Raw genomic sequence first — 25260 nt, 5'->3', positions numbered from 1 at the left:
GATTTCGTCTGGGTCGTTGCGGTGATCAAGCGTTCACCATGTTGGGGGTGCTTTTGGTGGCTTCGTCAGCGAACTCGCGCTCACGCTTGCCCCAGGTTTCCCTGGTGTTGATGGCGGCCAAGAGTCCGATGGCTGCGTAGAGGGCGAACAGCAGCGCCGGGCCCATCCAGCCGAAGCTCACGAACAGCAGTGTGGTGATGAACGGGGTGAAACCGGAGACGGTGGCCGAAATCTGGTAGGCCAGCGAAGCCCCGGAGGAGCGGGTGTTGGCCCGGAACAGCTCGGGGAACCACGCGCCCTGGGCGCCGGCGAGTGAGTTCTGGCAGACGGCGTAGGAGATCACGAGGGTGGCGATAATGAAGAAGAACATTCCCGTGTTGACCATGAGGAACATCGGAATCGCGAACAGTAGGGCGAAGGCGCAGGACCACACATAGAGCGGCCGCCGGCCGATCCGGTCGGTGAGCGCTCCCCAGGCCTGGGTGGCGAAGATGCCGATTGCCGAGGCGATGCACAGGGCCAGCAGGGTCTGGGTCTTGTCCGCCAGGTGCTGGGTGTTCAGGTAGGAAATCATGTAGGTGATAGACACGGCGTAGCCGGCGGTCTCTGCAATGCGCAGCCCGATGCCCTTGACGATGTTCCGCCAGTCGGTCTTGATGACCTCCACGATGGGGGACTTCACGATGGTGCCGGAGTCCTTGACCTCATCGAAGACCGGGGACTCGGGGACCTTGGAACGGATGATCAGGCCCACGATCACCAGCACGATGCTGGCGAGGAACGGGATGCGCCAGGTCAGCTCGCCGCCGAGCTGTGCGCTCGAGAGGAAAACCAGGTTGGCCAGCAGAAGCCCGACCGGGAAGCCGGCCTGGACCATGCCTGTGAACTTGCCCTTCGACTTCCAAGGCGCGTGTTCGTAGCTCATCAGGATGGCGCCACCCCATTCCGCGCCGAAGGCCAAGCCCTGGACGATGCGGACGAACACCAGCAGGGCGGGGGCCAGCAGGCCGACCTGGCTGTAGGTGGGGAGCAGTCCAATGACGAAGGTGGCAATTCCCATGAGAATAAGGGAGGAGACCAGCACCGGCTTGCGGCCGAGCTTGTCGCCGAGATGGCCGCCGATGATGCCGCCGATCGGACGGGCAGCAAAGCCGACGCCGAGGGTGGCGAATGCGGCCAGCGTCCCGGTCACCGGGTCACTGCCGGGGAAGAAGGCCGTTCCGAAATACAGCGCCGCTGCGGTGCCGAAGCCGATGAAGTCATACGTCTCAATCACTGCGCCGACGCTGGAGCCAATGGCGACCCTTTTGGCGTCCTTGGTGCCGTGTACATGGCCCCGCATTTTCAGAGCTTCATTGCTCATGGAGTTTCGTCCCTTTCGATGAGCGAGGGGCTCGGGGCTCCAACGCTGTCGACTGTTAACAAACCTGACACGAACAATAGTGACGCAGGTCATGAACACTGTCAACAGTCAATGTCTAGAGTTGACTGTTGACAGTCGGTTGGCTTACAGTGATTCACATCACCCTGCAAATTAGGACGGTCTCGCCGACGAGTCACACCGGCGGGTCGCTCTGTCTGCCGAACGCAATACCCCCTAGGTTTTCAAGGAGCAACAATGAGCCACACCAACCAGCGCACCGCAGTCCTGACCGGGGCCACCTCCGAGCGCGGCATCGGCATCACCACTGCCCGCCGCTACGCCAGTCAGGGGTGGGCGGTCGTGATCTTGGATCTCGATGGCGAGAAGTCTGCCAAAGTCGCAACCGAGATCGGCAACGAATTCGACGTCCCCGCTTTCGGGCACGAAATCGACGTAGCAAGCGAAGCCTCCGTCATCACCGCCCAGGCCGCAGTAGCGGCCGAGGTCAAGCAGGGCAATCTTCCCCCGGTGGGCGCCCTGGCCAACATCGCCGGCATTACCTCCCCGGTCCCGTTCCTCGAAACCACTCTGGAGCTCTGGCACAAGATCATGGATGTCAACGCCACCGGCACCTACCTGGTGACCAAGGCGTTCCTCCCGGACATGATCGCCAACCGCTGGGGCCGGATCGTGAACATGTCCTCTGTCTCTGCCCAGCGTGGAGGGGGCGTGTTCGGCAAGGTTCCCTACTCCGCCGCGAAGGCCGCCATCCTTGGCTTCACCAAGGCACTCGCCCGCGAACTCGGCACCACCGGCGTCACCATCAACGCCATCACCCCCGGGGCTGTGGACACCAACATCCGCGTCGGCAGCACTGAGGAACAGGAAGCCGCCATCAATGCCGGCATCCCCCTTGGCCGAAACGCCACCACCGACGAAGTGGCCGCAGTCATCACCTTCCTGTCCTCCGAGGATTCCGCATATCTCACCGGCACCACTATCGACATCAACGGTGGGAGCCACCTCCACTAACGAAGTCCCTGCGCCTGCAGGGCCGGGGGACACGACTTCAAGAACCCTCAAGCCCTCAGGGGAGTGGTGCCCGGTCCCCGCTACGTCTATCCGGGCGTACGACGAAAATCCCGGCGCCAGGCCCGAGAAACGAGGTTCGAAGATGACTGCTAACCCATACCCCTACCATGACTGGAGTCGGCTGGTCGGTACACCGGTGGAAATCCGCAAGGACTTCTCGGTCGTCCGGGCAGGGATTGTTGAGGACGTCATGCCCGATTCTTCCGCCCTGTGGCTGGCTCCCGACAGCAGGAACGGACGAGAACTTTTCGCCGCAGCGGAAGGCTACCAAGTGTGGATCCGACCGCGGGAACTGGACGGAAAGCTTTGCTACAAATTGGCGGCGGCACACCTTCCGCCGCAAACGACATGAGTCCTAGGAGCGCGTCACCGCTGACCAATCCACGCAAGCACGTCCATTCCCATTGAAAGCCCCTCCCGAGGGGCTTTCCTCATGTCCCGAGGCTTTCAGCCCGAAACGGCGCCCCTTTGCATACCTGGGCGCCTGGACCCATGTGTCTCATAACTTCAGTGGCTCGAATCCCTAGGGTTTCGAGACGAAGGGGTGCGGCAGTTGCGCTGCTAAGGCGAGGAGACACCCAAATATTTCTGGCCCGTGCCGGACCCTAGCCGAAGAGCAGGTGCGCCACGGTGAAAATGGCGAGCCCGGCCAGGGCGCCCACCACGGTGCCGTTGATCCGGATGAACTGCAGGTCCTTGCCCACCTGCAGTTCGATTTTCTGCGAGGTTTCCTCGGCATCCCAGCGGGCGACGGTGTCGGTGATGACGCCTGCGATGTCCGCGCGGTAGTTGTTTACGAGATACCCGGCGGCGTCACCGATCCACGTGTTGACCTTGCCGGCCAGCTCGGGGTCGACCACCAGGCGGGTGCCGAAGTCGTGCACTGCGGCCTTGAACTTGACGGTCAGCTCGCTGTGCGGATCGTCGACGGCGGCCAGCAGCGCTGCCTTGACCGTGCCCCACGTGCGCGAGGCCAGTTCGCGGACCTCAGGATCGCCCAGCACTTGCGCCTTGATCCCTTCGGCGCGGGCGATCATGACCGGATCGTGCTGCAGGTCCCGGGCCAGCTCCTGGAGGTACTTGTCGATGGAGACCCGGACCTGATGCTGCGGGTCCGACTGCACCGCCCGGGTGAACTTCAGGATCTCCAGATACACCTTGTCGCCCACCAGCCCGTCGACGAAGTTGGGCACCCAGGTGGGGGAGCGGTCCGTGACCAGCCGGTTGACTGTCTCGTGGTTGTCCCGCACCCAGTCCACCGTGCGGTCCACCAGCAGGTCCACGAGCGCGTGGTGGTGGCCGTCGTCGAACACCCGCTCGGCGAGCCGGCCCACCGGCGGCCCCCACGGCGGAGCCAGCAGGTGTTTGCGGACCATGCCCTCGATGACTGCCTGGACGTCGTCGTCGTTCAGGACCGTGAACGCACCGCGGATCACGGCGGCGCCCTCCTTGGCCACCCGCTCCGGGCCGCCCGGCCCGGACAGCCAGCCGCCCACTTTCCTTGCGATGTCCATGCTGGCGAGCTTTTCCTTCACCACCTGTTCGGAGAGGAAGTTGGTCTCGACGAATTCGCCCAGCGACGCCCCGATCTGGTCCTTGCGGCGCGGGATGATGGCGGTGTGCGGGATCTTCAGGCCCAGCGGGTATTTGAACAGGGCCGTGACGGCGAACCAGTCGGCCAGGGCGCCCACCATGCCGCCCTCGGCCGCGGCCCGGACGTACTCAAGCCACGGGTACTGCTTCTGCAAGGCGAACGCGACAACAAAGATCACAGCCATGCCGATCAGCAGGGAGACGGCCACCAGCTTCATCTTCCGCAGCGCCGAGGCTTTGCCGGCATCCGCGGCGGACAGCGTGTGTTCGACGCCCGCTTCGGCGGCAGCGGGGCGGACGGGTCGCTCAGTGTTCACCTGCATGTGCCCAGCCTAGCCCGGCACCGGCCACCGGCGTCCGCTAACGTGTCAGCATGAGCACCGAGGACTCCGCCGCCGCCCGCCCGTTGATCTATGCCCACCGGGGCTCCAGCGGCGCCTTCGCCGAGCACACCAGGGCCGCATATCTGCAGGCAATCGCCGACGGCTCCGACGGCGTCGAATGCGACGTCCACCTCACTCGCGACCAGCACGCCGTGCTGCTCCACGACGCCAACCTCGACCGCACCTCGGACGGCACCGGCCCTGTCGCGGACCGGACCCTGGCCGAACTGCGGCTACTGGACTTCAGTTCGTGGAAGGGCGCCCGGATTCCGGAGGAGTACGGCGCCCGGTCCGAGCAGTTCCTGACGCTCCCGGAGCTGCTGGACATCCTGCGACTGGCGGGCCGGGAGATCGGGCTGGCAATCGAACTCAAGCACCCCAGCCCCTACCAGCTCAAGCTCGAGGACCGGGTGCTGGAGATCCTCGAGGCCGAGGGCTGGGACCGCGGCACGTCGCGGCTGGACAACATCCGGGTGTCCTTTATGAGTTTCAGCCCCGACTCGGTGAACCACCTGCTGCAGTCCGTTCCGGCCGAGGCCGTCTGCCAGCTCATCGACGACGTAAACGTAGAGGAGCTCCGGGAGGAACTGGGCCTCGGAGCGCTCACCGGCGGCGCCGTGGCCAACGTCCTCAAGGCTGCGCAGACCGAGGGCGAACAGATCCTCGACGAGTGCCGCGTGGGACTGGCCGGGCCCGGCATCAGCTACGTGCGCGGGCATGCCCGCACCGTCAAGCGCTGGCTCGAGTCCGGGCGCCGGTTCCGGGTCTGGACAGTGGACTCGGCGGCCGACGTCGACCTGTGCCGGGAGCTGGGTATCCAGGAGATCACCACCAACCGGCCCGCCGACGTCCTCGCCCGGGTGCTGGCGCCGCTCTAGCCGGGTGAGATTAGGCTTGGGGTCTAGAGGCGGCGGATTCTTGGCGGCGGGCGACGCCCGCTGCCGGACAGGAGACGGGCATGACCAAGGCAGCAGCGGACCCGGCGTCCGTGGACGCGGTGCTGGCCGAGCTGGCTTTGCTCGAGGACCCGAAGGTCCGGCGGGTGAACGAAAAACACGGCGACGATCACGGCGTGAAGCTCAGTGAACTGCGCGCCATCGCCAAGCGGCTGAAGACGCAGCAGGAACTCGCCGTCCGGTTATGGGAAACCGGCGGAACGCCCGCCCGGCTCCTGGCCATCCTGGTCTGCCGCCCGGCGTCGTTCGGTCCCGACGAACTGGACGGCATGCTGCGGGCCGCGCATGCTCCGAAGGTGCACGACTGGCTGGTGAACTATGTGGTGAAGAAGAACCCGCACGCCGAGGAGCTGCGGCAGCGCTGGTTCTCCGATCCGGACCCGGTGGTCGCCAGTGCCGGCTGGGCGCTGACCACCGAGCGGGTCGCGAAGGACCCCGCCGGCCTCGACCTGGACGGGCTCCTGGACATCATCGAGGCGCAGATGAAGGATGCCCCGGACCGCCTGCAGTGGGCCATGAACCACTGCCTGGCGCAGATCGGCATCGAGCACGCCGGGCAGCGAAGCCGCGCCATCGGAATTGGCGAACGCCTGGAAGTACTCAAGGACTATCCGACGCCGCCAGGCTGCACCCCGCCGTTCGCCCCCGTCTGGATTACCGAGATGGTCCGCCGGGCGGGCTGAAGCCATGGCCGGCTGACGCCAGGCGGGCCGCTACGGTGCCACGGCTTCCTCGTCGGTGAGCTGCTGAACCTCGATCCGGGCGTCCCTGAAGGGCGAGAACAGCAGGACCAGCACGGCCGCCACCAGGAAGGCTGTGGCCACCCAGAGCGCGGCATCCGTCCCGGCGCGCGCGGCGATGAGGCCGCCCAGCGGGGCTCCGACGACGATCATTCCGCGGTTCACCGACCGCCTGGTGGCGCTCATCCGGGCGATAAGCCGGTCCGGGGTGACCGCCTGCTGGTAGCCCATCTCCAGCGGCCCTTCGACCCCCATGGCCAGGCCGAACAGCAGCTGCCCGGCGCCGGCCAGGACAAATGCGGCCCACAGTTCTCCGGGCCAGTCCGGCGGTGGCGTGTTGGCCCCGCCGGCAGGGGCGGCGCCCGCGACGAGCGGCGAAAGGGCCACCACAGCTATAGCCAGTGGCTCGACCAGGCGCGAGGCCACGATGGCCCGGCCCGTACCCCAGCGGTCCCCAAGGCGGGTGGAGAGCGTTGTCCCCACGACGGCGCCGACCCCGGCGCAGCCCATCACCAGTCCCAGCCCGAGTGCCCCCAGCCCGAGGTCATGCAGGACCAGGGTGGGCAGGACGGTTCCGAGGATGGCCGACCCGATGAACCAGATGTGGGTGCTCCACACCAGGGGCGTCAGGTGCGGATGGCGGTAGACCCACCGCAGGCCCTCGGCGATCTTGTGCCGGAGCTGTTCCCCGCCGCGGGGCCGAAGCCGGCCTGCCGGCTGCTCCAGGGTGAAGAGCGCCGCGGCGGAGAAGAAATAGGAGACCGCATCCACCAGGAGGGCCAGAGGGGCGGTGATCAGGGCCACCAGGCCGCCGGCCACCGCGCTTCCGGTGGTCTGTGCCACGGTGTCGCTTTGCTGCAGCCGGGCATTCGCCCGGACCAACAGCGGCCGGGGGACCAGTTGGGGAATGAAGCTCTGGTACGCGGCATCGCCGGTCAGCGCGAGGGTTCCGAAAACGAACATCAGGACCACCAGCGCGGGGATGGTGAGGATCCCGGTCAGCGCTGCCCCGCACGCCGTGGCGAGGATCAGGCCGCGGCCGAGGTCTCCGCCGATCAGGACCGTCCGGCGCGGAAACCGGTCAATCCAGACGCCGGCGACCAGGCCGAAGAGAAGGTAGGGGGCCCATCGCGCCGCATTCACCAGGCCCTGGTCCATGGGCGTGCCGTTCAGCGTCACCAGGATCAGGACGGAGAGGGCCAGGGTGGTGATGTAGGTGCCGAAGTCGGACACGGTGGAGGCCAGCCAGAACCGGACAAACGCCGGATAGTGGCGCAGCTTCGCCTCCTTTGCCGGCGATCCGTCGTCAGCGGTGCCCATGATTCCCCCTCACCCCATAGGCCTAGAGCCTAGCTGCAGGGGCCGTTGGCGTGCCGTTCACGCGGGACTTTCCGCCGCGGCGATGGCCTTCTCCGTGAGTACGGGCATCATCACGAGCAGCGCCAAGGTCAGGGCACCCATAATGCCGAACATGGCCTGCAGGCCCAGCCACTGCGCGAGCAGGCCGCCGGCCCCCGCCCCGAGCGGCATGGTGCCCCAGGCGAGCAGCCGGTAGGCGCTGTTCATCCGGCCGAGGAGGCGGTTCGGGGTGATGCGCTGGCGCAGGGACACGGTGATGACGTTCCAGAGCACCACCAGCATGCCGCCGACAAAGAGGAAGACGGCCAGGACGTAGGGGTTGTCCGTGATGGCGGGGGCGCCCACGAAGAGCGCGCCGCCGACGATCGTGAGGGCCAGGGACATCGGCCGGCCGAGCCTGGCCTCGGCCCACTCGGCAACAAGCGAGCCGATGAGGGCACCCACGGCGGAGGCGGTCAGGAGCAGGCCGAAGCCGGCCTCGGACAGCCGCATGGCCGACGCCGGCCCCACGGCGAACAGCACGAGGACCGCGAACGCCGCACTTGAGGCGAAGTTGAACACCCCGGTCATGATCGCGAGGGTGCGGAGAATTTTCTGGTGCCACAGAAACCGCAGACCCTCGGCAATGTCGAACCGCAGGGTGGTCTTCTGCTCCCGTTCAGCCCGGAATGTCCCCCGGACCAGGAACAGGCCTCCGACGGCGGCGAGCCACAGAGCGGCCGGCACGGCGAAGCCCGCGGCCACGCCAAGGCCCACCAGGAGTCCGCCCAGTGGCGGGCCGACGAACTGGTTGGTGGTGAGCTCGACGGCGTAAAGCCGGCCGTTGGCGCGCGAGAGCTGATCCCGGCCCACCAGTTGCGGCATGATCGACTGCGCCGAGGTGTCGTACAACGTCTCGGCGACCCCCACCAGCAACGCGACGGCGTACAGCGCCCAGATGGACCCGAAGCCCAGGAGCAGCGCGGCGATCAGCAGGGCCGGCAGGACGGCGCGGCTGAGGTTGGCCCACAGCATCAGCTTCCGCCGGTCGAGCCGGTCGGCCAAGGCACCGGCGGTGAGCGCGAAGAGGAGCCACGGGAGGGTGGCCGCGACGCTCAATCCGGCAATCAGGGTGGGCGACTGCGTCAGCTGGATGGCCAGCAGGGGCAGGGCGATCTTGAAGACGCCGTCCGCCAGGTTGGACAGGCCGGAGGAAGTCCACAGCTTCCAGTAAGAAGCGCCGAGCGGTGCCCGGTCCCGGGTCTTGGCCTGTACGGCGTCGGTTGTCATAGCTGAACCATCCCCTATTGATTGAGAAAATTCAAGGGGGTTGAATTTAGTGCATCAGTTGTAGGATCGATCCATGACGGACGCCAAGCCAACGGGAGCGGACTCCAAGAATCCCACCGCGAACGCCCGCGAAATCAAAGCCCTCGCCCACCCGCTGCGCCTGCGCGTCCTGCGCCTGTGCGGGCTGCATGAGCTGACCAACAAACAGCTCGCGGACCGGCTGGGCCAGGACCCGGGGACCATGCTCTACCACGTCCGTCAGTTGCTCTCGGCCGGATTCCTTGAGCCCGCCGATGTCCGCACGGGGGAGAGCGGTGCGCTGGAGAAGCCTTACCGGTCCACCGGGCGGTCCTGGAACCTGGACACTGCACTGCGCGATGCCGGCCCGGACGGTCCGCTGGCTCCGCTCGAAGCGTTCCGGGAGGAGCTGGCCGAGGCTGGCCCGGATGCCCTGGCCAGCCTGTCACGGTTTGTCCTCCACCTCTCCGACGCCGACGCCGAGGACGTGGCCACGCGGATCCACGCCGTGCTCAGCGAGTACATGGACAGCGACCGGCAGAGGCCGGACCAGCCCGCCTACGGCGGGATATTCGTCCTGCACCGCTCGCCCGACTAGGCCATCGCGCCGGCCGGTATCCGGAGCAGCAGCGCTGGTCAGGCGCCTGAGAGCAGCGCGAAATAGCCGGGGACCTGTTGCGGCAGTCCGCCCGGATTCATCGGGACGACGTCGATGCTCACCGGGCCGTCCGTGATCAGCTGCCAGTCCGACGCCGGGAACACACCCTGCCGCTCCGGCGCGCCGAACCGTCCCGGCCGGGGGAGGTTCTCGAGCGCCCGCCGGAGCTGCCGGGGCACGTTGTGGTGTGTCGCGCCCAGCTCGGAGAGGTAGTCGAGGCTGCTGCCCAGGAAGTTGGTCTCGGTCAGGAACGCCCGCCCCCGGGTTCCCACCGCGGTCCGCAGGTTGGCGGCCAGGGCCGCCTGTTTATCGGTTTTCAGGACGTGGAAGACGCCGCGGACAAAGACGTTGGCGGGTCCCAGCCGTTCGAGCAGGGCCTCGCCTGCGCCCGGTTCGGTGGCGTCCAGCACGAGGAACTCGGCGTTGGGCACGTCCCGGGCCTCCATGACCGCCCGGTCGATGGCGCCCGGCGACACGTCGATCCCGAGGACCCGGGTGCCGGGGAAGAGCCCGGCCAGCCAGCGGGTGTGGGTGCCGTTGCCGCAGCCGACGTCGATCACCGGCAGGGCCGGGTCGAAGTGGTCAAGGACCAGAGCGCTGTACTGGTTGTGCTCGAGCGCGGAACCGGAGTCCCAGAGAACATCCCCGGTGCGGCCGGTGCTGCTGATGCCGGTCCAGTAGCGGTCCCACGCGGTGTTCGGGTCTTTCGGTGCCTTCGAGGCGAGGCGCACCACGGTGGGGACCATCAGCACGTGGTGCCAGAACTTGGACATGGCCTAACTCTATCGGCGCAGTCCCGGGCCGCGGAGCAGGTCCAGGATCTGGTCGGCCGCCATGGGGCGGCCGAAGTAGTAGCCCTGGCCGTAGAGGCAGCCCATGGCCTGCAGCTGGGCAGCCTGCCCGGCCGTTTCGATGCCTTCCACGATGGCTTTGAGCTCAACGGAGGAGATCAGCTGCAGGACGGCGGCCACAAACTTTTGCTGCTGCGGATCGGACTCCAGGTTCTTGATCAGCGACTGGTCGACTTTCACAGTGTCCGCCGGCAGCGACCTGAGGTAGCTGATGGATGAGTAGCCGGTTCCGAAGTCGTCGATCTGCAGGCCCACGCCCAGGGCCCGCAGCCGGTCCAGGACCTGTTCCTCGCCGGCGCCCCGGGACATCAGCACGGTCTCGGTGATCTCCAGGACCAGCCGGCTCGGGTCCAGGCTGTACTTGGCCAGGGTTTCCCGGACGTCGTCCACCAGGTCGCTGCGCAGGAGCTCGGCGGCGGACAGGTTGATGTGCACGCCAAAGTCCGGCAGGTCCGGGGCGGCGTCCCGCCAGCGGCCAAGCTGAGCGATTCCCTCGTTCAGGACCCAACGGCCCAGCTCAAGGATCAGGCCGGTTTCTTCAGCGATGCCGATAAAACGGTCCGGCATGATGGTCCCGTGCACGGGGTGATGCCACCGGACCAGGGCCTCGACGCCGGCGACTTTGCCCGTTGCCAGCTCAATCACCGGCTGATAGAGCAGCGCCAGCTCCCCGCCGGCCGCGGCGCTCCGGAGCTCGGCCGTGATCCGGGACCGTTCCTGGACGGCGTTAAGCATGTCGGGATGGAACAGCATGACCTTGTTCCGGCCGGCGGCCTTGGCCTGGTACATGGCAATGTCCGCGTTGCGGATCAGTTCTTCCGGTGAGTTACCGGGCCGGAAGACGCAAACGCCGATGCTGGCCGACGTCCACACGGTTTCGGCGCCGATCCTGATGCTCTCCCGCAGCGCGTCCCGGGCGCGGTGCGCGATGTGGAGGACTTCCTCCTCGCTGGCAGCTTTGATGAGGACGGCGAATTCGTCGCCGCCCAGGCGCGAAACGGTGTCGGAGATCCGCACCACCGAGTTGAGGCGGCTGGCCACTTCGGTCAGCACCGCGTCCCCGGCACTGTGTCCCAGGGCGTCGTTGATGGCCTTGAAGGTGTCCAGGTCCAGGACCAGCACCGCCGGAACGCTGACGCCGTCGCCGGCGCCGACGATCGCCTCGTGGATGCGCTCGCTGAGCAGGTGCCGGTTGGCGAGCCCGGTCAACGCGTCCGTCTTGGCCATCAACTCCAGTTTTACCTGGGTCCTGCGCAACATGGCCGTGCGGGCGGCCACCCGATCTTCCAGCTCCGCGTGGATATGGCCGAGCTCCTCGGCCAGGAGGTTGATACCGGTGATGACGGCGTCAATCGCGTCGCCCAGCTCGGACGGCTCGATGCGTGCGGCCAGTTCGCCCGCGGCGAGCCGGACGATGCCATCGACCAGCTGCTCAAGCCGCGGGTCATCAACTCCCATGCGAGTGGTCGCGTCTTCGAAAGGAGCGTTCGACGGCGGCGGTCCGGTCCGCCGTCGTGCGCCCCGTAGCGGGCGCGGCCGGCCGGTCAGCGGTCGACATGGAGCCAATCCAATGCCTCGCTGCGGGAGGTGAAAAACCGCGTGGGGCACGGCGGAATGTGCACCCCGAGGAAGAAGTTCGCCAGGACGCGGTCCACAGGTGAGCGGCCCAGCAACGCGATGCGCGAGGCGCTGCAGGGGATGGACCAAACGGCGCGGGCCTCCCGGCTCACCGACGCCACCGCTTCCATGTCCACAAGCATCGGGTACTCCGAGCCCTGGCAGACCTCGTTGACTGTCGCCATGGCGGCCCGCGCATCCTCAACGAGGATGTCGATCTTGGGCAGCCAGCGCAGGTGGACGAAGCGGCCGTCGCTCAGTTCGACACTGCCTTTTCCGCCGTCGACAGTCACCGGTGCCATGACCACATCCCATCCCCATCAATCGCCGAGACCTTCTGCAACTCCTCAAAGGTACCCCTGACGGCGTATTTCCCGGCCAAAAGTCGCCATGTGGCTGTGCAGACGTCGCGGCACCGGCACTTACAGCTAGGCGGCCAGGTCACGCCGGCGCCAGCCCAGGAACCCCAGCGCGGCCAGGCCGGCGGCCGTGACGGTCAGGGCCGCCAGGGCCGGCAGCGCATCGGCACCGACCGGCAGCAGCGGAGAATGCCGGAACGGCGAGAGGTCCATCAGCCAGCCGGGGGCGTTCCAGAGCACCCCGAACTCTCCCAGCGCCACAAAGCCCAGAAGCACTCCCCAGACCGCGCCGGCCAACCGGGGCGCCCAGCCGAACACCGCCAGCGCCACGCCGGTCAGCACCCACGCCGCCGGTATTTGGGCCAGCGAGGCGACGACGGACCGGCCCACCAGCCCGGAGTCCTGGACGGCGGCCGCCGCGCCCGCACCGATGCAGACCCCCGCCAGCGCCATCAGCACGGCCACCCCGGCCAGCGCGAACACGAAGTGGCTGCCCGCCCAGCGGATGCGGGTGGCGGCCGTGCCGAGCAACGCCTCGGTGTGGCCCGCGGACTCCTCGCCGCGCAGGTGGTTCGCCGCCGACACGCCATAGGCCGCGGCGAGCAGGCCCATGATGCTGATTTCCGCGGCAAGGAAGGCGTCGCGGAGCGCCGAGGCGCCCCCGAGCAGCGCGATCAGGTCGCGGGCATTCGGGGAGCTCAGCATCTGCTCGACGTTTCCCACCAGGGACCCGATCACCACCCCGAACACGGCGAACGCGACGGCCCACGCCAGCCACACCCGGTACTGCAGGCGCACAGCCAGGGCCAAGACGCCTGTCAATGAGCCGACGGCCGGCCCCGGGCGCTCGTCCCGCAGCCCGGCGCCCAGGTCCCGGCGCGCCCGCAGGGCGAAAGCCGCCGGAATCAGCAGCACGCAGAGCGCGACCGGCAGGATAAGCACCCACCACTGGTCGCCCGCAAAGGCCCGGATCTGCTGGTTCCAGCCGATCGGGGAGAGCCAGGAGAACACTGACGGGCCGGGTTCTGCGAGGTCGCCGACCGCGCGCAGGCCGTAAGTGACGGCGATGACGCCTACGCTCAGGCCGGTGGCGGCACGTGCGCTCGCGGTCAGTTGCGCCGCGACCCCGGCGACGGCGCTGAACGCCATCCCGGTGGCGGCCCAGCCCAGGCCGAACGCCAGGGACCCCGCGGCGGGCAGCCCGCCGGCGGCCAGTGCCGCGGCCGACAGCAACCCGACGCCGAGGCTCGCGACGAGGCCGATGACAAGCGCCGCGGTGAGGGCGGCGTCGCGTCCCAGCCGGCCGCCCCCGAGCAGTTCCAGCCTGCCGCTCTCCTCGTCGGCGCGGGTGTGGCGGATGATGAGGATGACCATCAGGGCCGCGAGGATGGCGGTCATAAACGCGGTGTACTTGATCAGCGAGAGGGCGCCCAGCGAGGCGGGATCGTAGATCCGTCCGAACATCGCGACCATGGAGGCGGTGGCGTTCAGGGCGTTGGCGGCCTCAATCCGGCTGCGCACGTCCGGGTAGAGGTCCGCGCCGGCCACCGAGGTGGAGAACGCCACCAGGGCAAACCCGAACACCCACACGGGAAGCAGCCAGCGGTCCCGCCGCAGCCCCAGCCGCACCAGCATCCCGGTGCCGGCCAACGTCTCAGGCATCCCCGGCCCCCGTCCCTCCGCTTCCCCGTCCGCGGGCGGCCGCGCGGCCGGAACCGGCGGCGGCGGAGTGCTCGGCGTCGTTCCCGGAACCCGGCACGTCCGCACCGTTGCCCGAGCCGTAATGCCGCAGGAACAGGTCCTCGAGCGTCGGCGGCCGGCTGGTGAGGGCCTGCAGCCCGGCGCCGGTCAGGGCCTGCAGGAACGGCCCCAGGCCGGCCGGATCCACCTGGGCGCTGATCCGGTGGTTGGCCACGACGACGTCGTGCACCCCCGCCAAACGGTCCAGTTCCGGCGGCACCGCGGCGACGTCGGCCGTGACCGAGGTGCGGGTCAGGTGCCGGAGCTGTTCAAGGGGACCGGATTCCACCACCTGGCCGGCCCGGATGATACTGACCCTGTCGGAGAGCGCCTCGGCCTCGCTGAGGATATGGCTGCTGAGCAGGACGGTCCGGCCCTGCGCCCTGAGCTCGCGGACGCACCCGCGGAAGGCGTCTTCCATCAGCGGGTCCAGGCCGCTGGTGGGTTCGTCCAGCAGGAACAACTCGGCGTCCGTGGCCAGTGCGGCCACCAGGGCCACTTTCTGCCGGTTGCCCTTCGAGTAGGTCCGGGCTTTCTTCGTGGGGTCCAGCTCGAACAACTCCAGCAGTTGGTCGCGCCGGGCCCGGTCCTGCCCGCCCTGCAGCCGGCCGAGGAGCTCGATGACCTCACCGCCGGTGAGGTTGGGCCACAGGGAGACATCGCCGGGAACGTAGGCGAGGCGCCGGTGCAGCGTGGCCACGTCGCGCCAGGGATCGAGGCCCAAAACCCGGATGGATCCGGCGTTGGCGCGCAGCATTCCCAGCAGCAGGCGCAGCGTGGTGGATTTGCCGGCACCGTTGGGGCCCAGGAAGCCGTGCACCTCCCCGGCAGCCACCTCGAAGTCCAGTCCATTCAGAGCCGTCACGGCCCCGAACCGTTTCACGACGCCGGTCAGCTCCACCACACTGCTCATAGTCAACAAGGTACTCCGGCTGAGGCCCGGCGGACCCCTGCGCAAAGTCCCATTTTCGCAGGTCACAGCGCCTGCCGTCCGGCGGCGGGTGGCCCGCCGGCGGGCAGGTTACAGGCCCGGTTACCCGGTGCGCCGCGGCTGTGGTTGCATGGTTCCATGCCTTTCCGCTGGTCACCCCGGGCCACCCAGACACTTTCCGCGGCCGCCCTCAGCGGACTGCTGCTTGCCAGTGCGGCAAAACACTTCCGCGACCCGGAGTTCTTTGCGCAGGTGGTTCCCGGGTACCTCTGCCGCGACGACTCCGGCACCCGGTCCAACGGCCCCCTTGCCGTGCTGTCCCGCGAGGAGTGGGTGGCCGTCAGCGGGTTCGCGGAAGCGGGCGCCGCGGCCGGACTCCTGGTCCCGCAGACCCGCCGCGTTGCGGCCTCCGGTGTGGCCGTAATGTTTACGGCCTTCCTCGCCGGGCACCTCGACGCGCTCCGTACGGCCTTCGGCCCGGCGGGAACCCCGACGCAACGGCGGGTGCACAGCATCCGCCTACCGCTGCAGGCACCCCTCATCGCCTGGGCCTGGAGCCTGACAAAACCGGCGCCGAAGCGGCTCCGGTGAAGTTCACGCAGTCCCCGGCGGTGCGCGTGGGACTTTCCATCAGCATCGCCACCGGGCTCTACGGGGTGTCTTTCGGGGCGCTGTCGGTCACGTCCGGCCTGGATTTCTGGCAGACCATGGCCCTGAGCCTGCTGCTCTTCAGCGGTGGCTCGCAGTTCGCGTTCATCGGCGTCGTGGCAGGCGGCGGCTCCGGGGTCGCGGCCATGAGCGCGGCCACCCTGCTGGGGATGCGCAACGGCATCTACGGTATGCAGCTCAACGCCCTGCTGCAGCCGCGCGGCTGGCGCCGGTTCGCCGCCGCCCACGTCACCATCGACGAATCCACCGCCACCAGCACCGGCCAGACCGACCCCGTGGAGCAGCGCCGCGGTTTCTGGACCGCGGGTATCGGCATCTTCGTTCTCTGGAATCTGTTCACCGCCATCGGAGCGCTGGCCGGGAGTGCGCTCGGGGACCCGAAACAGTGGGGGCTCGACGGCGCCGCCGTTGCGGCGTTCCTTGGCCTCCTGTGGCCGCGGCTCAAAGGCCGTGAACCCGTCGCGATCGCCGTCGTCTGTGCCCTCGCCACCGTCCTGGCCTTCCCGTTCGTGCCGGCCGGCGTGCCGATCCTGGTCGCCGCGTTCGTCGCGGCACTGGTTGGCTGGTTCAGCCACGGCCGCAGCGACGAAGGGCTGGAGCCCGACGTCGACCCCTACGCCGAGCAGCACGAGGCTGACCGGCGCCTCCACGGCCGCCGGGGGGAGGCGTCATGACGCTCTGGCTCTGGCTCCTGCTCTCCTGCGTGCTGGCGTACGCCTGGAAGCTGGTGGGCTACCTTGTGCCCGCCAGCCTGCTGCGCAATCCGCGGATGTCACGGGTCGCGGGCACCATGACAATCGGGCTGCTGGCGTCCCTGACGGTGGTCAACACGGTCGCGTCAGGACAGTCCCTGGCCCTGGATGCCCGGCTGGGTGCCCTCGCCGCCGCGGCGATCGCCCTCTGGTTCCGTGCCCCGTTCCTGGTGGTGGTCCTGGCCGGTGCCGGCGCCGCGGCCGGACTCCGGTTGCTCGGCTGGCCCTGACGCGGATCCATTTCCTCAACGGTCTTTAGTCCCTAGCTGGACCGGATGCCCGGTGGGAGCATCTGATGATGACTGACAACGACGCTCCGACCCCGGCTGCCCCCGGCCCGGACCCCGCCGACGCGGCCGCCTCCGGCAAGGAGCAGCACTCGAAGCCGCATGAACACTTCGTTTCCCCCGGCACCGAATCCACCCGGGAATTGCGGGAGATGGCCCGCCGACGCCGCGACGCCGAGGAGAAACTGCAGCAGCACCTCCAGGAGGCCCATCAGCAGCACGAGGCCAAGGACAAACCCGCGGAGGATTGATGCAGCCTCAGTTTTCGGACCGCCTGCAGGACCTGGTGCTGGAAAGCGCCGACCTCCAGGCCTTCGCCGAGCGCCTGTCCGGTGCCGCTGCGGACTTCGCGGAGGAGATTGTCGGAGGCCCCGTGCGGTGTTCGGTCCGGCTGCGGCGGCCCAGGAACGCGACCATCCTGGCCGGCTCCTGCCCCGAGGCGCTGGTGCTCGAACAGCTCCAGGACCGTCTCCTGCAGGGCCCCGGGCTGGAAGTGCTGGAACACGGCGGTTCGGCGGTGGTCCGGGACGCCGCCGCGGACGGGCGGTGGAGTAAGTACCTCCGGGCGGCGGCACTGCGGGGCCATCACAGCCTGCTGGGCATCGGCCTGGGGCTGGAGAAGAACGCCAAGGCGTCCCTGGGCTTTTATGCGGCAGGGTCCGGCGTTTTCGACGCCGGCATCGCCAGCCGCTGCACCGCGTTCGCCGAGATGGCCGGGCGGGCGACGCGCCTCGCGGTGCGGATCGCCGCCACCCAGGCCGCCAACCGGGACCTGCTGCAGGCCATGCAGTCGCGCTCGATCATCAGCCTCGCGTCCGGGATCCTGATGGGCCAAAGCCGGTGCTCCCAGGCCGAAGCCTTTGCCCTCCTGACCCGTGCCTCCAACAACCGAAACATCAAACTGCGCGACGTCGCCGAGGAAATCCTGCACCGGTTCGACTCCGGGCCCGGTCCCGCGGACTTCCGGGGCTAGCCGGGCCGGCTACCGGGCCGTGCCAAGCCCCGCCAGCTTGAGAATCAGCTGCAGGCCCTCCGGGGTGCCGGGCCAGTGCTGTTCCACGGCGTCCACGCCGGCCCGGGCAATGACCGAGCGCAGCACCAGGGCAACAATAATGACGTCGTCCGCGTAGCCGATCACGGGCAGGAAATCGGGCACCAGGTCGATCGGGGACAGCAGGTACACCAGCAGCAGGGCCAGCCGGACGCGGACTCCCACCGCCACCGTGCCATCGGCCAGCAGCCGCCGGATCAGGCGCAGCAGGTCCGGGAGGAGCCGCAGGGCATCCTTCATGGTGACCGTCTCGGGGTGCCGGCGGGCATACCCCCACAGCAGCAGCAACAGCACGGCATACACCAGCAATAGGCCGCCCAGCACGCCGGCAGCGGTTTCCCACGTCATGGGGTCAACGGTACGTGGTCCCGTAGGTTGCCCCGAATCCGACGCCGAAAGCCGTCCCGTACGTGGTGCCGGGCACCAGCGACTGGGCCGGCAGCGGACGGTCGGGCCGCTCGGCGCGGATGGCGTCCTCCACCAGGGCCACCGGACGGCGCCACGCATCCGATCCGGCTTCCATGGTGTCCACCACCCCGATCAGCATGGCCATCAGCCGGATCATGTCCGTCATCGAAATGTCGCTGCGCAGCGTTCCCTGGCCCTGGCCGCGGCCCAGCAGCACGGCCACGGACTCGATCAGGTCGCCGGTGATCCCGGTGAGCACACCGCGCCGGCCGGCCACCGCGCCCAGCAGGTTGGCCTCGTTGCTGGCAACACCCATCAGCGCCTCGACCACCCGGAACAGGCCCTCGGCGGCATCCGGGCCGGCCAGGGCCTGGTCGATCACCGGGTTGACCACCAGTTTCAGTTGCTGGTGCAGGGCCGCGAGGACGAGTTCTTCCTTGTCCGCGAAATTGCGGAACAGCGTGGCCGGGCCTACGCCCGCCGTGACGGCGATGGTCTGCAACGGCACCTCGGGGCCATGCTCGCGGAAACACTGGCGGGCCGCGGCAATAATCTTGTTCACGTTGCGTGCAGCGTCCGCTCGGAGCGGCCTGCGGTCTACTCCCCGGTTCATTTGCTCAGGTTAGCAACGCAAAGGTTGAGGAAACCTGTTACCGGCCGGTACCGCGCTTTGTGACGTGTCGCGGGCCGGGCTGGTCCCCGTTCGGAGCCTGCCCGCCGCGTTCTGCGTGGCAGACTAAAGCCATGTTGCTTGCATTTTCTGTCGCACCCTCCGGCCTCCCCGCGAACGCGCCCGCCGGCTCCGGGGCGGATGACGCCTCGGTCCACGAAGCCGTCGCCGAGGCCGTGCGGATTGTCCGGGAATCCGGGCTGCCGAACCGCACCGATTCCATGTTCACCACCATCGAGGGGGACTGGGATGAGGTGTTCGACGTCGTGAAGCGGGCCACCGAGGCCGTGGGCCGCTTCGGCAGCCGCGTCTCCCTGGTGATCAAGGCCGACATCCGGCCCGGCTACACCGGCGAACTGACCGGAAAGCTCGACCGGCTCGAACAGGCGCTGGGGGAGTAGCCGCGAGTCCCTAGTCCGGCTCGCCGTCGAGCCTGACACTGCGGACCAGGGGCAGCGTCCCGCCGATCACGGCGGCCGACGCCAGGAACACCCCGCCCGCGCCCAGCCCCGCCGCGACGGCACCAACGGCGCTGGGCAGGATCACCTGCCCCACCCGGTTCCCGGCAAGCCGGAGCGCCAGGGCACGTCCGCGCTGCCCGTCCGGGGCCCGCGACGAGAGCCAGGACATGGTCAGGGGCTGGCCGATGCCCAGGCCCAGGCCAAGCGCCGCCATGACCGCAAACAGCAGCCATTCGGGCATCGGTATGGCGGCGACCGCGAGGGCTGCCGTTGAAAGGACCAGGCTCAGCACCAGCAGGCGGGTCCGCCCCAGCGCCCGGGAGACCGCGCCCAGCCCCAGCCGGGAGACCATGGAGAAGCAGGCCCGGACCGTGAGCAGAAGCCCCACGGTGGCGGCCGTGAGGCCGCGTTCGGTACCCAGCGCAGGCAGGTACACCACGGTCAGGTCAACGACGGCGAGGACGGCGGCGCTCGTCGCCAGCGCCTGGACCACCCCGGGGGTCCGCAGCAGGGACCGCACACCGCCCGGGCCGCCGTCGGCCGCCCTGACCCTGCGGTTTCCGCTGCTGACCTTCGCGGACACACCAAACGTCGTCACGAACATCACCAGGCTCATGCCCGCGGCGAGCAGGAAAATCGCCTGCGTGTCGGGCCGGATGGACGCGCCGCCCACTAGCGAGATGGCCAAGGGACCAAGCGCCTGCCCCAGCGAGGCGGCGAATGTGAGGAAGCCGAACGCGGAATCCATCCGAGCCGGTGACGCATTGTTGGCCACCACGGCCTGCTGGCCCACCACGCAGGCCAGCTGGCCCGCGCCGAGCAGGGAGGTCCCGGCCACCAGCGCCGGGACCGAGGTACCCCAGAGCACCAGAAACACGGACGAGGACAAGACGACGGCGGAGCCAATGGCCATGAGCCGTCGCTCGCCCAGCCGGTCCACCAGACCGCCGGTCGGGACGGCAAGGAGCAGGGGGAACACCGCATAACTGGCCGCTAGCAGGCCCAAGGCAAAACCCGGAACGTCCAGCTCCAGCGCCCGGTATGTCGCGGCGGGGCGGACCAGGAAGGTCACCGCCTGGATCAGGGCCGAATGAATCAGGAGTGCAGTCGCCGAGCCGCGGCCGAGGTTGTCGATCATGAGAGGTCGCGGCCGGAGATGGCGCGCAGGGCTTCGTCCTTCGCGCCGATCACGTGGCTGAACGCGATCCGGGCGGCTTCCTCAGGGTCGCCGCCGGCGATCGCGTCCAACAGGACGCGATGCTCGGCCAGCGCCACGTCCCTGCGCTGCTGGGCATTGTTCGTGAAGTACCGGTAACGCTCCATCTGGCTGCTGATCTGGTCGTGGAAGCGCCGCGCCCAGGAGTTGCCCGCGATGCTGGCGATCTTGGCGTGGAGGGCCGTGCCGTGCTTCATGGTTTCATCGGCGAAGTGCACCAGGGCGGCGTTCCGCTCGACGATTCCCTCCAGCGCCTCGATGTCCGCCTTTGTGGCCTTCGCGCAGGCCTCGCGGGCCATCAGGGATTCCAGGGCGGCGCGGACTGAGTAGAGCTCCGAAATGACCGTCTCGTCGAGGGCGGGCACCACCACGCCGCCGGTGGGCTGCTGCTCAAGGAGGCTTTCCGAGATGAGCCGCCGGATGGCTTCACGCAGCGGTGTGCGGCTGACCCGGAGGGCGGCAGCCATGGCTGGCTCGTACAGGCGCTCCCCGGGTTTGAGTTCCAGGTCCAGGATGCGGCGCTTCAGCTCCCCATATACGTAGTGGGCTCCGGTGTTGCGTGCCTGTGCCTCTGACATTGTGCTCTCCCGCTAAAAAATATACTTGTATACAACTATACAGATGGGGCCGACCCGTGGTTTTGGGGCCTACCCACCGGCGGACCCAGCTGGAAGACTGGCCGCATGATCGAGCATCAGCCCACGTCCCGCTGGATCGCCGTCGAGGACTACCTCTCCGGTGCCGTAATCCGCCCCGACGACTCGCTGCGGCATGCCGCCGCGGCGGCCCTCGACGCCGGATTGCCGCCCATCGAAGTCGCCCCGAACGCCGGCAAGCTGCTGAAGCTGCTGGTCCAGCTCTCGGGCGCCCGCCGGGTGCTGGAGATCGGAACGCTGGCGGGGTTCAGCACCCTCTGGATGGCGGAGGGCCTGCCCGACGGCGGCCGCCTGGTCACCTGCGAATACGAGCCCAGGCACGCCGAGGTGGCCCGCGCCAACCTCGAGAACGCCGGGCTGGGGCACCTCGTTGACATCCGGGTGGGCGCGGCCCTGGACACGCTGCCCGCGCTGGAAAAAGAGGGGGCCGGGCCCTTTGATTTTGTGTTCATCGACGCGGACAAGGAAAACAACCCGCAGTATTTGGAGTGGGCCATCCGGCTGGGCCGGCCGGGCACCACGGTGGTCATGGACAACGTGGTGTGGGAGGGCGCTGTCCTCGAGCCGGCCCTGGACCCCGTCAACGCCCCGGGGATTGTTGCCTCGCTGGAGATGATGGGCTCGGACCCCCGGCTGGATGCCACGGTCATCCAGACCGTGGGCTCCAAGGGCTGGGACGGGTTTGCCCTCGCCCTGGTCCGGTAGGTTCCCCGCGACACGGCCCTGCACAATGGTAAGTATGCTTAGAGTTCGCCGGCGGACTGCTGCGGCAGCCGTTCCGGCACTGACAGCACTTACCGCACGGACCATCGTCGCAAAGGAGCAGGCCAGAGAATGAGCCCGACCCAGAATGCCCCCCACCCCGGGCCTGTGCGGATCAGTTCCGCGCCGGACGAGCTGGCCGCACTCGGGCCGCTGCTGGCCGCCGCCGAGGCCGCCGTCGGGGACGTGCCTGCCCTTCTGGCCCTTGCCACGGATGCGGGAGCGGCCGCGCCCCGGCCCGGCGGCGGCCGGACCGCCTTCCTCTGGGAGCTCCTGGCCTCAGTGACCGCCGTCGACGTTGCCGCCGGCCGCATCCTCGAACCCCACCTGGACGCCGGGGCAATCCTCGCCCAGGCGGCTGCCCCGCCGGGCGAACAACAACCAGGCGCCGGATGCGCCGTCGTCGGATTCGAGGGCACCTGGGGGGTTTTCGCCGCTGAAGGGCCCGGGCTGGCCCTGAACGCCGAGGACCACGCCGCAGGCGTCGTGCTGACCGGCTCCAAACCGTGGTGCTCCATCGCCGCGCAACTCGACCACGCCGTGGTGACCGCGCACCTGGACGGCGGCGGCCGTGCTGCCTTCGCCGTGGACCTGCACGACGCAGGCGTCAGCTTCGCGGACCCCGAATGGACCAGCCTGGGGCTGCGCGAAATCCCCAGCGGCACGGTGCACTTTGCTTCAGTCCCGGCCGTCCCGCTGGGGGGCGACGGCTGGTACTACCGGCGTCCGGGCTTCGCCTGGGGCGGGATGGGGGTCGCCGCCTGCTGGCTGGGCGGCGCCGTCGCCGTGGCCCGCGGCTACCTGGACGCGTTGCAGAAGTCCGCTGACGCCGGCCGCGAACCGGACCAGCTGGCCCTCGCGCACCTCGGCGAGATCGACCGCACCCTGGCCGGCCTCACCCAGTACCTCGCCCGGACGGCGGCCCGGATCGACGCGGGTGAACTTTCCGGACCGGGCGCCTGGAGTGAGGCGCTGCGCATCCGCGGCAGTGTGGCCACCGCCGTCGAACGCATCCAGGCGCTGGTCAGCCAGAACCTCGGGCCGGGGCCGCTGGCGTTCGACCGGCGCTACGGCAAACGGATGGCCGACCTCGCGCTCTACATCCGGCAGCACCACGCGATGCGCGACGACGCCCAGCTGGGTGCCCTGACGTTCAAGGGGGACCACGCATGGTGACCTTTTCGCACCAGGACGCCGGAACCAGCGAGGCCGAGTGGGCGCAGAGCGGTCTCTCCGCTTTGACCGAGCTTCCGCTGGACGACGCCGGGCTGGCCAGCATGGCCTTTATTGTCCTGGCCGCCCATCCGGATGACGAATCCCTCGGTGCCGGCGGTCTCATGGCCCGGCTGAGAAGGCTCGGCGCGGACGTACGGGTGGTGCTCTGCACGGCCGGGGAATCCTCGCACCCCGATTCGCCCAGCACCACCCCGGCGGAGCTGGCCCAGCTGCGGCTGCGCGAATTCGCCGGGGCGCTCGGGGTCCTGGTCCCGGATGCCGGCTGGCGGTACCTCGGGCTCCCGGACGGGGAACTCGCCGGCCACCGGGCGGCGGTGCTTGCCGCGGTCCGGGAGGCTGCCGCCGCCACCGGCCTGCCCGCGGACCGGATCGTGCTCGTGGCGCCCTACCGGAACGACGGGCACACGGACCACGACGCCCTGGGTTCGGCCGCGGCGGAAGCGGCCGCCGCCGCAGGCCACGGGCTGCTGGAGTACCCCGTCTGGTACTGGCTGTGGGCGGGCGCCCAGGACCCGGCCTGGCAGACCTGGCTGCGGCTCCCGCTGACTCCGGCGGAGCAGCACGCCAAGGCGCAGGCCATGGCGGCGCACACCTCCCAGGTTCTGCCGCTCTCCGGGCAGCCGGGAGATGAGGTGCTGCTCCCGGCGCCGTTCCTGGAGCACTTCTCCCGGACCTGGGAGACCTTCGCCTGGCAGCGCCCGCAGGCGCCCGCAGGAGCCGGCCGGGGCTACGCCGCAGCGGACGCGGAGGGCTTATTTGATGCGGTCCACGCCCGCGCCGAGGACCCTTGGGAGTACACCACCAGCTGGTACGAACACCGCAAAAGGGCCCTGACGCTCGCGGCGCTGCCGGGCCGCAACTACTCCGCGGGGCTGGAAATCGGCTGCTCGATCGGAACCCTGAGCGTGGAGCTCGCGGAACGCTGCGGCAGCTTCGTGGCCGTCGACGCGAGCAGCGCGGCGTTGGCGCACGCCGCGCGGCGGCTGGCGCACCTGCCGGACGCCCGGACCCGCCACCTTACCGTGCCGGACGGCTGGCCGGAGGGCAACTTTGACCTGATTGTGGTCTCCGAGGTGGGCTACTACCTCTCGCCGGAGGAACTGTCCGGACTGTTCGCGCGGATCGATGCGGCGCTGCTGCCCGGCGGCACCCTGGCGCTGTGCCACTGGCGGCACCCGATTGACGGCTGGGAGCTCGACGGCGATTCGGTCCACGCCGCTGCCCGCCAGCACCTTGGGTGGGCCGACGCCGGGCAGTACCGGGAGCGCGACTTCGTGCTGGAGGTCTTTCGGGCCCCGGAGCCGCTCCCGTGAGCGGCCAGGCGGCCTCCGCCCTGGCCCCGCAACGCCGGCCCGGCATCGACGCCATCGCCGTGGTGATGCCCGCCCACAACGAGGACCAGCATCTTGAGCGCGCGCTTGCGGCGGTGCAGTGCGCCGCCGACGAGCTGCAGCGCCGGCGGCCCGACGTCGCCGTCCGGGTAACCGTGGTCCTGGACAGCTGTACCGACGGGTCCGCGGCTATCGCCGCACGGTACGTCGACGCCGATCCGCGCTTCAGCGCCCTTGAAGTCCGGCTGGGGAGCGCCGGGGCGAGCCGGGCCGCCGGTGTTCGCGCGGCCGTGCTAAAACCCCCGCGGCGCACCCCAGGCCAGCGCACCACACCGCTGCCATGGCCCGGGCGGACGTGGCTGGCCAACACCGACGCCGATTCGCAGGTCCCGGCGAACTGGCTGCTGCGTCAACTCGAGTTCGCCGAAGCCGGCGCCGACGCCGTGCTGGGATCCGTGGAACCCGATCCCGCCGGGATGGATCCCGAGCTGCTGCGCCGCTGGCTCGACCGGCACCCCTTCGAGGAAAACCACCCGCACATCTACGGGGCAAATTTCGGTGTCCGCGCCTCGGCCTACCTCGCCGCGGGCGGTTTCTCCCCGCTGGAATCCCACGAGGACCGCACCCTGGTCCAGAGCCTGCGCGGCCTCGCGTTTACCGTCCTCGCCACAGACACCATGCGGGTGGTGACCTCCGGCCGGACCCAGGCGCGGGCGCCGCAGGGATTCGGCGCGTACCTGCGCTCGCTGGGCCGCCAGAGGCCTGCCGCCGCCGGCAACTGAGGCTGTCCGTCCGGACTGTGGCGGCTCAATGGGCGCCCAGCCCCGAGACT

At 69.2% G+C, this 25260-nt stretch carries 28 protein-coding genes; 15 read left to right on the top strand and 13 right to left on the bottom strand.

Annotated features, from left to right (window positions below):
* Nucleotides 1-25: 25 nt before the first annotated feature.
* Nucleotides 26-1363 carry an MFS transporter gene (locus AC1DBE_RS07840; protein WP_476970170.1) on the bottom strand — a complete coding sequence of 446 codons (1338 nt, stop codon included), beginning with the start codon at nucleotides 1361-1363 and terminating at the stop codon, nucleotides 26-28.
* Nucleotides 1364-1618: 255 nt separating this feature from the next.
* Between AC1DBE_RS07840 and AC1DBE_RS07835 the strand changes: the two genes are divergently transcribed.
* Together AC1DBE_RS07835 and AC1DBE_RS07830 are read left to right on the top strand one after the other, a co-directional pair.
* The gene (locus AC1DBE_RS07835; RefSeq protein WP_476903516.1) at nucleotides 1619-2395 is read left to right on the top strand and encodes an SDR family NAD(P)-dependent oxidoreductase; all 777 of its coding nucleotides are present in this window, start codon (nucleotides 1619-1621) and stop codon (nucleotides 2393-2395) included.
* A 142-nt stretch (nucleotides 2396-2537) separates the two neighbouring features.
* Entirely contained in the window at nucleotides 2538-2807 is a 270-nt protein-coding gene (locus tag AC1DBE_RS07830) for a hypothetical protein (RefSeq protein WP_476970169.1), read from the top strand.
* A gap of 253 nt (nucleotides 2808-3060) precedes the next feature.
* On the opposite strand, the gene AC1DBE_RS07825 is transcribed toward AC1DBE_RS07830, so the two are convergent.
* Entirely contained in the window at nucleotides 3061-4371 is a 1311-nt protein-coding gene (locus tag AC1DBE_RS07825; protein ID WP_476970168.1) for a DUF445 domain-containing protein, read from the bottom strand.
* Nucleotides 4372-4421: 50 nt separating this feature from the next.
* Between AC1DBE_RS07825 and AC1DBE_RS07820 the strand changes: the two genes are divergently transcribed.
* Together AC1DBE_RS07820 and AC1DBE_RS07815 are read left to right on the top strand one after the other, a co-directional pair.
* Complete coding sequence (locus tag AC1DBE_RS07820; RefSeq protein WP_476970167.1) at nucleotides 4422-5309, top strand: glycerophosphodiester phosphodiesterase; 888 nt, start codon at nucleotides 4422-4424, stop codon at nucleotides 5307-5309.
* 80 nt (nucleotides 5310-5389) lie between these two features.
* A complete protein-coding gene (locus AC1DBE_RS07815; protein WP_476970166.1) occupies nucleotides 5390-6070 on the top strand; it encodes a DNA alkylation repair protein in 681 nt (226 codons plus the stop codon).
* A 30-nt stretch (nucleotides 6071-6100) separates the two neighbouring features.
* Here AC1DBE_RS07815 and AC1DBE_RS07810 read toward each other — a convergent pair whose 3' ends face one another.
* Nucleotides 6101-7447, bottom strand: a complete 1347-nt coding sequence (locus tag AC1DBE_RS07810; RefSeq protein WP_476970165.1) for an MFS transporter — start codon at nucleotides 7445-7447, stop codon at nucleotides 6101-6103.
* Nucleotides 7448-7504: 57 nt separating this feature from the next.
* Nucleotides 7505-8755 (bottom strand): MFS transporter, encoded by a 1251-nt coding sequence (locus AC1DBE_RS07805; RefSeq protein WP_476970164.1) that lies wholly within the window; start codon nucleotides 8753-8755, stop codon nucleotides 7505-7507.
* 73 nt (nucleotides 8756-8828) lie between these two features.
* Here AC1DBE_RS07805 and AC1DBE_RS07800 point away from each other — a divergent pair, with 73 nt between their 5' ends.
* Complete coding sequence (locus AC1DBE_RS07800; RefSeq protein WP_476970163.1) at nucleotides 8829-9371, top strand: ArsR/SmtB family transcription factor; 543 nt, start codon at nucleotides 8829-8831, stop codon at nucleotides 9369-9371.
* Between the two features lie 38 nt (nucleotides 9372-9409).
* Here the strand turns inward: AC1DBE_RS07800 and AC1DBE_RS07795 are convergent, their stop codons facing one another.
* The 5 genes from AC1DBE_RS07795 to AC1DBE_RS07775 form a co-directional block, all read right to left on the bottom strand.
* The gene (locus tag AC1DBE_RS07795) at nucleotides 9410-10204 is read right to left on the bottom strand and encodes a class I SAM-dependent methyltransferase (RefSeq protein WP_476970162.1); all 795 of its coding nucleotides are present in this window, start codon (nucleotides 10202-10204) and stop codon (nucleotides 9410-9412) included.
* Between the two features lie 9 nt (nucleotides 10205-10213).
* On the bottom strand, nucleotides 10214-11740 hold the full coding sequence (locus AC1DBE_RS07790; RefSeq protein WP_476970161.1) for a putative bifunctional diguanylate cyclase/phosphodiesterase: 1527 nt from the start codon (nucleotides 11738-11740) through the stop codon (nucleotides 10214-10216).
* 86 nt (nucleotides 11741-11826) lie between these two features.
* Nucleotides 11827-12201 carry a DUF7793 family protein gene (locus AC1DBE_RS07785; protein ID WP_476970160.1) on the bottom strand — a complete coding sequence of 125 codons (375 nt, stop codon included), beginning with the start codon at nucleotides 12199-12201 and terminating at the stop codon, nucleotides 11827-11829.
* A 126-nt stretch (nucleotides 12202-12327) separates the two neighbouring features.
* Nucleotides 12328-13920 carry an ABC transporter permease gene (locus tag AC1DBE_RS07780; protein ID WP_476970159.1) on the bottom strand — a complete coding sequence of 531 codons (1593 nt, stop codon included), beginning with the start codon at nucleotides 13918-13920 and terminating at the stop codon, nucleotides 12328-12330.
* Nucleotides 13913-14911, bottom strand: a complete 999-nt coding sequence (locus AC1DBE_RS07775; RefSeq protein WP_476970158.1) for an ABC transporter ATP-binding protein — start codon at nucleotides 14909-14911, stop codon at nucleotides 13913-13915. Before AC1DBE_RS07775 ends, AC1DBE_RS07780 begins: the two co-directional genes overlap by 8 nt.
* A gap of 156 nt (nucleotides 14912-15067) precedes the next feature.
* Between AC1DBE_RS07775 and AC1DBE_RS07770 the strand changes: the two genes are divergently transcribed.
* The 5 genes from AC1DBE_RS07770 to AC1DBE_RS07750 all read left to right on the top strand — a co-directional run bounded on the left by AC1DBE_RS07770 (nucleotide 15068) and on the right by AC1DBE_RS07750 (nucleotide 17610).
* Entirely contained in the window at nucleotides 15068-15520 is a 453-nt protein-coding gene (locus AC1DBE_RS07770; protein WP_476970157.1) for a DoxX family protein, read from the top strand.
* Complete coding sequence (locus AC1DBE_RS07765) at nucleotides 15517-16272, top strand: AzlC family ABC transporter permease (RefSeq protein WP_476970156.1); 756 nt, start codon at nucleotides 15517-15519, stop codon at nucleotides 16270-16272. Before AC1DBE_RS07770 ends, AC1DBE_RS07765 begins: the two co-directional genes overlap by 4 nt.
* Nucleotides 16269-16580, top strand: coding sequence for an AzlD domain-containing protein (locus AC1DBE_RS07760; RefSeq protein ID WP_476877897.1), 312 nt, complete (start codon nucleotides 16269-16271; stop codon nucleotides 16578-16580). The genes AC1DBE_RS07765 and AC1DBE_RS07760 overlap by 4 nt, the downstream gene beginning before the upstream one ends.
* Before the next feature lie 68 nt (nucleotides 16581-16648).
* On the top strand, nucleotides 16649-16888 hold the full coding sequence (locus AC1DBE_RS07755) for a hypothetical protein (RefSeq protein WP_476970155.1): 240 nt from the start codon (nucleotides 16649-16651) through the stop codon (nucleotides 16886-16888).
* Nucleotides 16888-17610, top strand: coding sequence for an ANTAR domain-containing protein (locus tag AC1DBE_RS07750; RefSeq protein ID WP_476970154.1), 723 nt, complete (start codon nucleotides 16888-16890; stop codon nucleotides 17608-17610). Before AC1DBE_RS07755 ends, AC1DBE_RS07750 begins: the two co-directional genes overlap by 1 nt.
* A 9-nt stretch (nucleotides 17611-17619) precedes the next feature.
* Here AC1DBE_RS07750 and AC1DBE_RS07745 read toward each other — a convergent pair whose 3' ends face one another.
* Together AC1DBE_RS07745 and AC1DBE_RS07740 are read right to left on the bottom strand one after the other, a co-directional pair.
* Complete coding sequence (locus AC1DBE_RS07745) at nucleotides 17620-18036, bottom strand: YkvA family protein (protein ID WP_476877894.1); 417 nt, start codon at nucleotides 18034-18036, stop codon at nucleotides 17620-17622.
* 4 nt (nucleotides 18037-18040) lie between these two features.
* Nucleotides 18041-18709 (bottom strand): TetR/AcrR family transcriptional regulator, encoded by a 669-nt coding sequence (locus tag AC1DBE_RS07740; protein ID WP_476877893.1) that lies wholly within the window; start codon nucleotides 18707-18709, stop codon nucleotides 18041-18043.
* 131 nt (nucleotides 18710-18840) lie between these two features.
* On the opposite strand from AC1DBE_RS07740, the gene AC1DBE_RS07735 reads away from it, so the two are divergent.
* On the top strand, nucleotides 18841-19167 hold the full coding sequence (locus tag AC1DBE_RS07735; RefSeq protein WP_476877892.1) for a thiamine-binding protein: 327 nt from the start codon (nucleotides 18841-18843) through the stop codon (nucleotides 19165-19167).
* Between the two features lie 10 nt (nucleotides 19168-19177).
* Here AC1DBE_RS07735 and AC1DBE_RS07730 read toward each other — a convergent pair whose 3' ends face one another.
* On the bottom strand, nucleotides 19178-20365 hold the full coding sequence (locus AC1DBE_RS07730; RefSeq protein ID WP_476903518.1) for an MFS transporter: 1188 nt from the start codon (nucleotides 20363-20365) through the stop codon (nucleotides 19178-19180).
* The gene (locus AC1DBE_RS07725; RefSeq protein ID WP_476877890.1) at nucleotides 20362-21021 is read right to left on the bottom strand and encodes a GntR family transcriptional regulator; all 660 of its coding nucleotides are present in this window, start codon (nucleotides 21019-21021) and stop codon (nucleotides 20362-20364) included. The genes AC1DBE_RS07730 and AC1DBE_RS07725 overlap by 4 nt, the downstream gene beginning before the upstream one ends.
* A gap of 105 nt (nucleotides 21022-21126) precedes the next feature.
* Here AC1DBE_RS07725 and AC1DBE_RS07720 point away from each other — a divergent pair, with 105 nt between their 5' ends.
* The 4 genes from AC1DBE_RS07720 to AC1DBE_RS07705 all read left to right on the top strand — a co-directional run bounded on the left by AC1DBE_RS07720 (nucleotide 21127) and on the right by AC1DBE_RS07705 (nucleotide 25210).
* Nucleotides 21127-21804, top strand: coding sequence for an O-methyltransferase (locus AC1DBE_RS07720; RefSeq protein ID WP_476877889.1), 678 nt, complete (start codon nucleotides 21127-21129; stop codon nucleotides 21802-21804).
* Between the two features lie 129 nt (nucleotides 21805-21933).
* A complete protein-coding gene (locus AC1DBE_RS07715) occupies nucleotides 21934-23037 on the top strand; it encodes a hypothetical protein (RefSeq protein WP_476877888.1) in 1104 nt (367 codons plus the stop codon).
* On the top strand, nucleotides 23031-24410 hold the full coding sequence (locus tag AC1DBE_RS07710) for a PIG-L family deacetylase (protein WP_476970153.1): 1380 nt from the start codon (nucleotides 23031-23033) through the stop codon (nucleotides 24408-24410). The genes AC1DBE_RS07715 and AC1DBE_RS07710 overlap by 7 nt, the downstream gene beginning before the upstream one ends.
* Nucleotides 24407-25210 carry a glycosyltransferase family 2 protein gene (locus tag AC1DBE_RS07705; protein ID WP_476970152.1) on the top strand — a complete coding sequence of 268 codons (804 nt, stop codon included), beginning with the start codon at nucleotides 24407-24409 and terminating at the stop codon, nucleotides 25208-25210. Before AC1DBE_RS07710 ends, AC1DBE_RS07705 begins: the two co-directional genes overlap by 4 nt.
* The last annotated feature ends 50 nt before the right edge of the window (nucleotides 25211-25260 follow it).

The sequence above is a fragment of the Arthrobacter sp. 10T416 genome (assembly GCF_056394165.1).
The sequence above is the reverse complement of the archived record's forward strand: the minus strand, read 5'-3'. Positions and strand labels throughout refer to the sequence as shown.

What these genes read in the sequence shown, in the direction of transcription:
- AC1DBE_RS07730 (WP_476903518.1), bottom strand. Translation starts at nt 20,365, where the DNA reads ATGATCGACAACCTCGGCCGCGGCTCGGCGACTGCACTCCTGATTCAT.
- AC1DBE_RS07800 (WP_476970163.1), top strand. Translation starts at nt 8,829, where the DNA reads ATGACGGACGCCAAGCCAACGGGAGCGGACTCCAAGAATCCCACCGCG.
- AC1DBE_RS07815 (WP_476970166.1), top strand. Translation starts at nt 5,390, where the DNA reads ATGACCAAGGCAGCAGCGGACCCGGCGTCCGTGGACGCGGTGCTGGCC.
- AC1DBE_RS07810 (WP_476970165.1), bottom strand. Translation starts at nt 7,447, where the DNA reads ATGGGCACCGCTGACGACGGATCGCCGGCAAAGGAGGCGAAGCTGCGC.
- AC1DBE_RS07790 (WP_476970161.1), bottom strand. Translation starts at nt 11,740, where the DNA reads ATGGGAGTTGATGACCCGCGGCTTGAGCAGCTGGTCGATGGCATCGTC.
- AC1DBE_RS07740 (WP_476877893.1), bottom strand. Translation starts at nt 18,709, where the DNA reads ATGAACCGGGGAGTAGACCGCAGGCCGCTCCGAGCGGACGCTGCACGC.
- AC1DBE_RS07840 (WP_476970170.1), bottom strand. Translation starts at nt 1,363, where the DNA reads ATGAGCAATGAAGCTCTGAAAATGCGGGGCCATGTACACGGCACCAAG.
- AC1DBE_RS07825 (WP_476970168.1), bottom strand. Translation starts at nt 4,371, where the DNA reads ATGCAGGTGAACACTGAGCGACCCGTCCGCCCCGCTGCCGCCGAAGCG.
- AC1DBE_RS07710 (WP_476970153.1), top strand. Translation starts at nt 23,031, where the DNA reads ATGGTGACCTTTTCGCACCAGGACGCCGGAACCAGCGAGGCCGAGTGG.
- AC1DBE_RS07725 (WP_476877890.1), bottom strand. Translation starts at nt 21,021, where the DNA reads ATGTCAGAGGCACAGGCACGCAACACCGGAGCCCACTACGTATATGGG.
- AC1DBE_RS07750 (WP_476970154.1), top strand. Translation starts at nt 16,888, where the DNA reads ATGCAGCCTCAGTTTTCGGACCGCCTGCAGGACCTGGTGCTGGAAAGC.
- AC1DBE_RS07770 (WP_476970157.1), top strand. Translation starts at nt 15,068, where the DNA reads ATGCCTTTCCGCTGGTCACCCCGGGCCACCCAGACACTTTCCGCGGCC.
- AC1DBE_RS07760 (WP_476877897.1), top strand. Translation starts at nt 16,269, where the DNA reads ATGACGCTCTGGCTCTGGCTCCTGCTCTCCTGCGTGCTGGCGTACGCC.
- AC1DBE_RS07795 (WP_476970162.1), bottom strand. Translation starts at nt 10,204, where the DNA reads ATGTCCAAGTTCTGGCACCACGTGCTGATGGTCCCCACCGTGGTGCGC.
- AC1DBE_RS07820 (WP_476970167.1), top strand. Translation starts at nt 4,422, where the DNA reads ATGAGCACCGAGGACTCCGCCGCCGCCCGCCCGTTGATCTATGCCCAC.
- AC1DBE_RS07780 (WP_476970159.1), bottom strand. Translation starts at nt 13,920, where the DNA reads ATGCCTGAGACGTTGGCCGGCACCGGGATGCTGGTGCGGCTGGGGCTG.
- AC1DBE_RS07745 (WP_476877894.1), bottom strand. Translation starts at nt 18,036, where the DNA reads ATGACGTGGGAAACCGCTGCCGGCGTGCTGGGCGGCCTATTGCTGGTG.
- AC1DBE_RS07835 (WP_476903516.1), top strand. Translation starts at nt 1,619, where the DNA reads ATGAGCCACACCAACCAGCGCACCGCAGTCCTGACCGGGGCCACCTCC.
- AC1DBE_RS07805 (WP_476970164.1), bottom strand. Translation starts at nt 8,755, where the DNA reads ATGACAACCGACGCCGTACAGGCCAAGACCCGGGACCGGGCACCGCTC.
- AC1DBE_RS07830 (WP_476970169.1), top strand. Translation starts at nt 2,538, where the DNA reads ATGACTGCTAACCCATACCCCTACCATGACTGGAGTCGGCTGGTCGGT.
- AC1DBE_RS07785 (WP_476970160.1), bottom strand. Translation starts at nt 12,201, where the DNA reads ATGGCACCGGTGACTGTCGACGGCGGAAAAGGCAGTGTCGAACTGAGC.
- AC1DBE_RS07735 (WP_476877892.1), top strand. Translation starts at nt 18,841, where the DNA reads ATGTTGCTTGCATTTTCTGTCGCACCCTCCGGCCTCCCCGCGAACGCG.
- AC1DBE_RS07755 (WP_476970155.1), top strand. Translation starts at nt 16,649, where the DNA reads ATGACTGACAACGACGCTCCGACCCCGGCTGCCCCCGGCCCGGACCCC.
- AC1DBE_RS07775 (WP_476970158.1), bottom strand. Translation starts at nt 14,911, where the DNA reads ATGAGCAGTGTGGTGGAGCTGACCGGCGTCGTGAAACGGTTCGGGGCC.
- AC1DBE_RS07715 (WP_476877888.1), top strand. Translation starts at nt 21,934, where the DNA reads ATGAGCCCGACCCAGAATGCCCCCCACCCCGGGCCTGTGCGGATCAGT.
- AC1DBE_RS07720 (WP_476877889.1), top strand. Translation starts at nt 21,127, where the DNA reads ATGATCGAGCATCAGCCCACGTCCCGCTGGATCGCCGTCGAGGACTAC.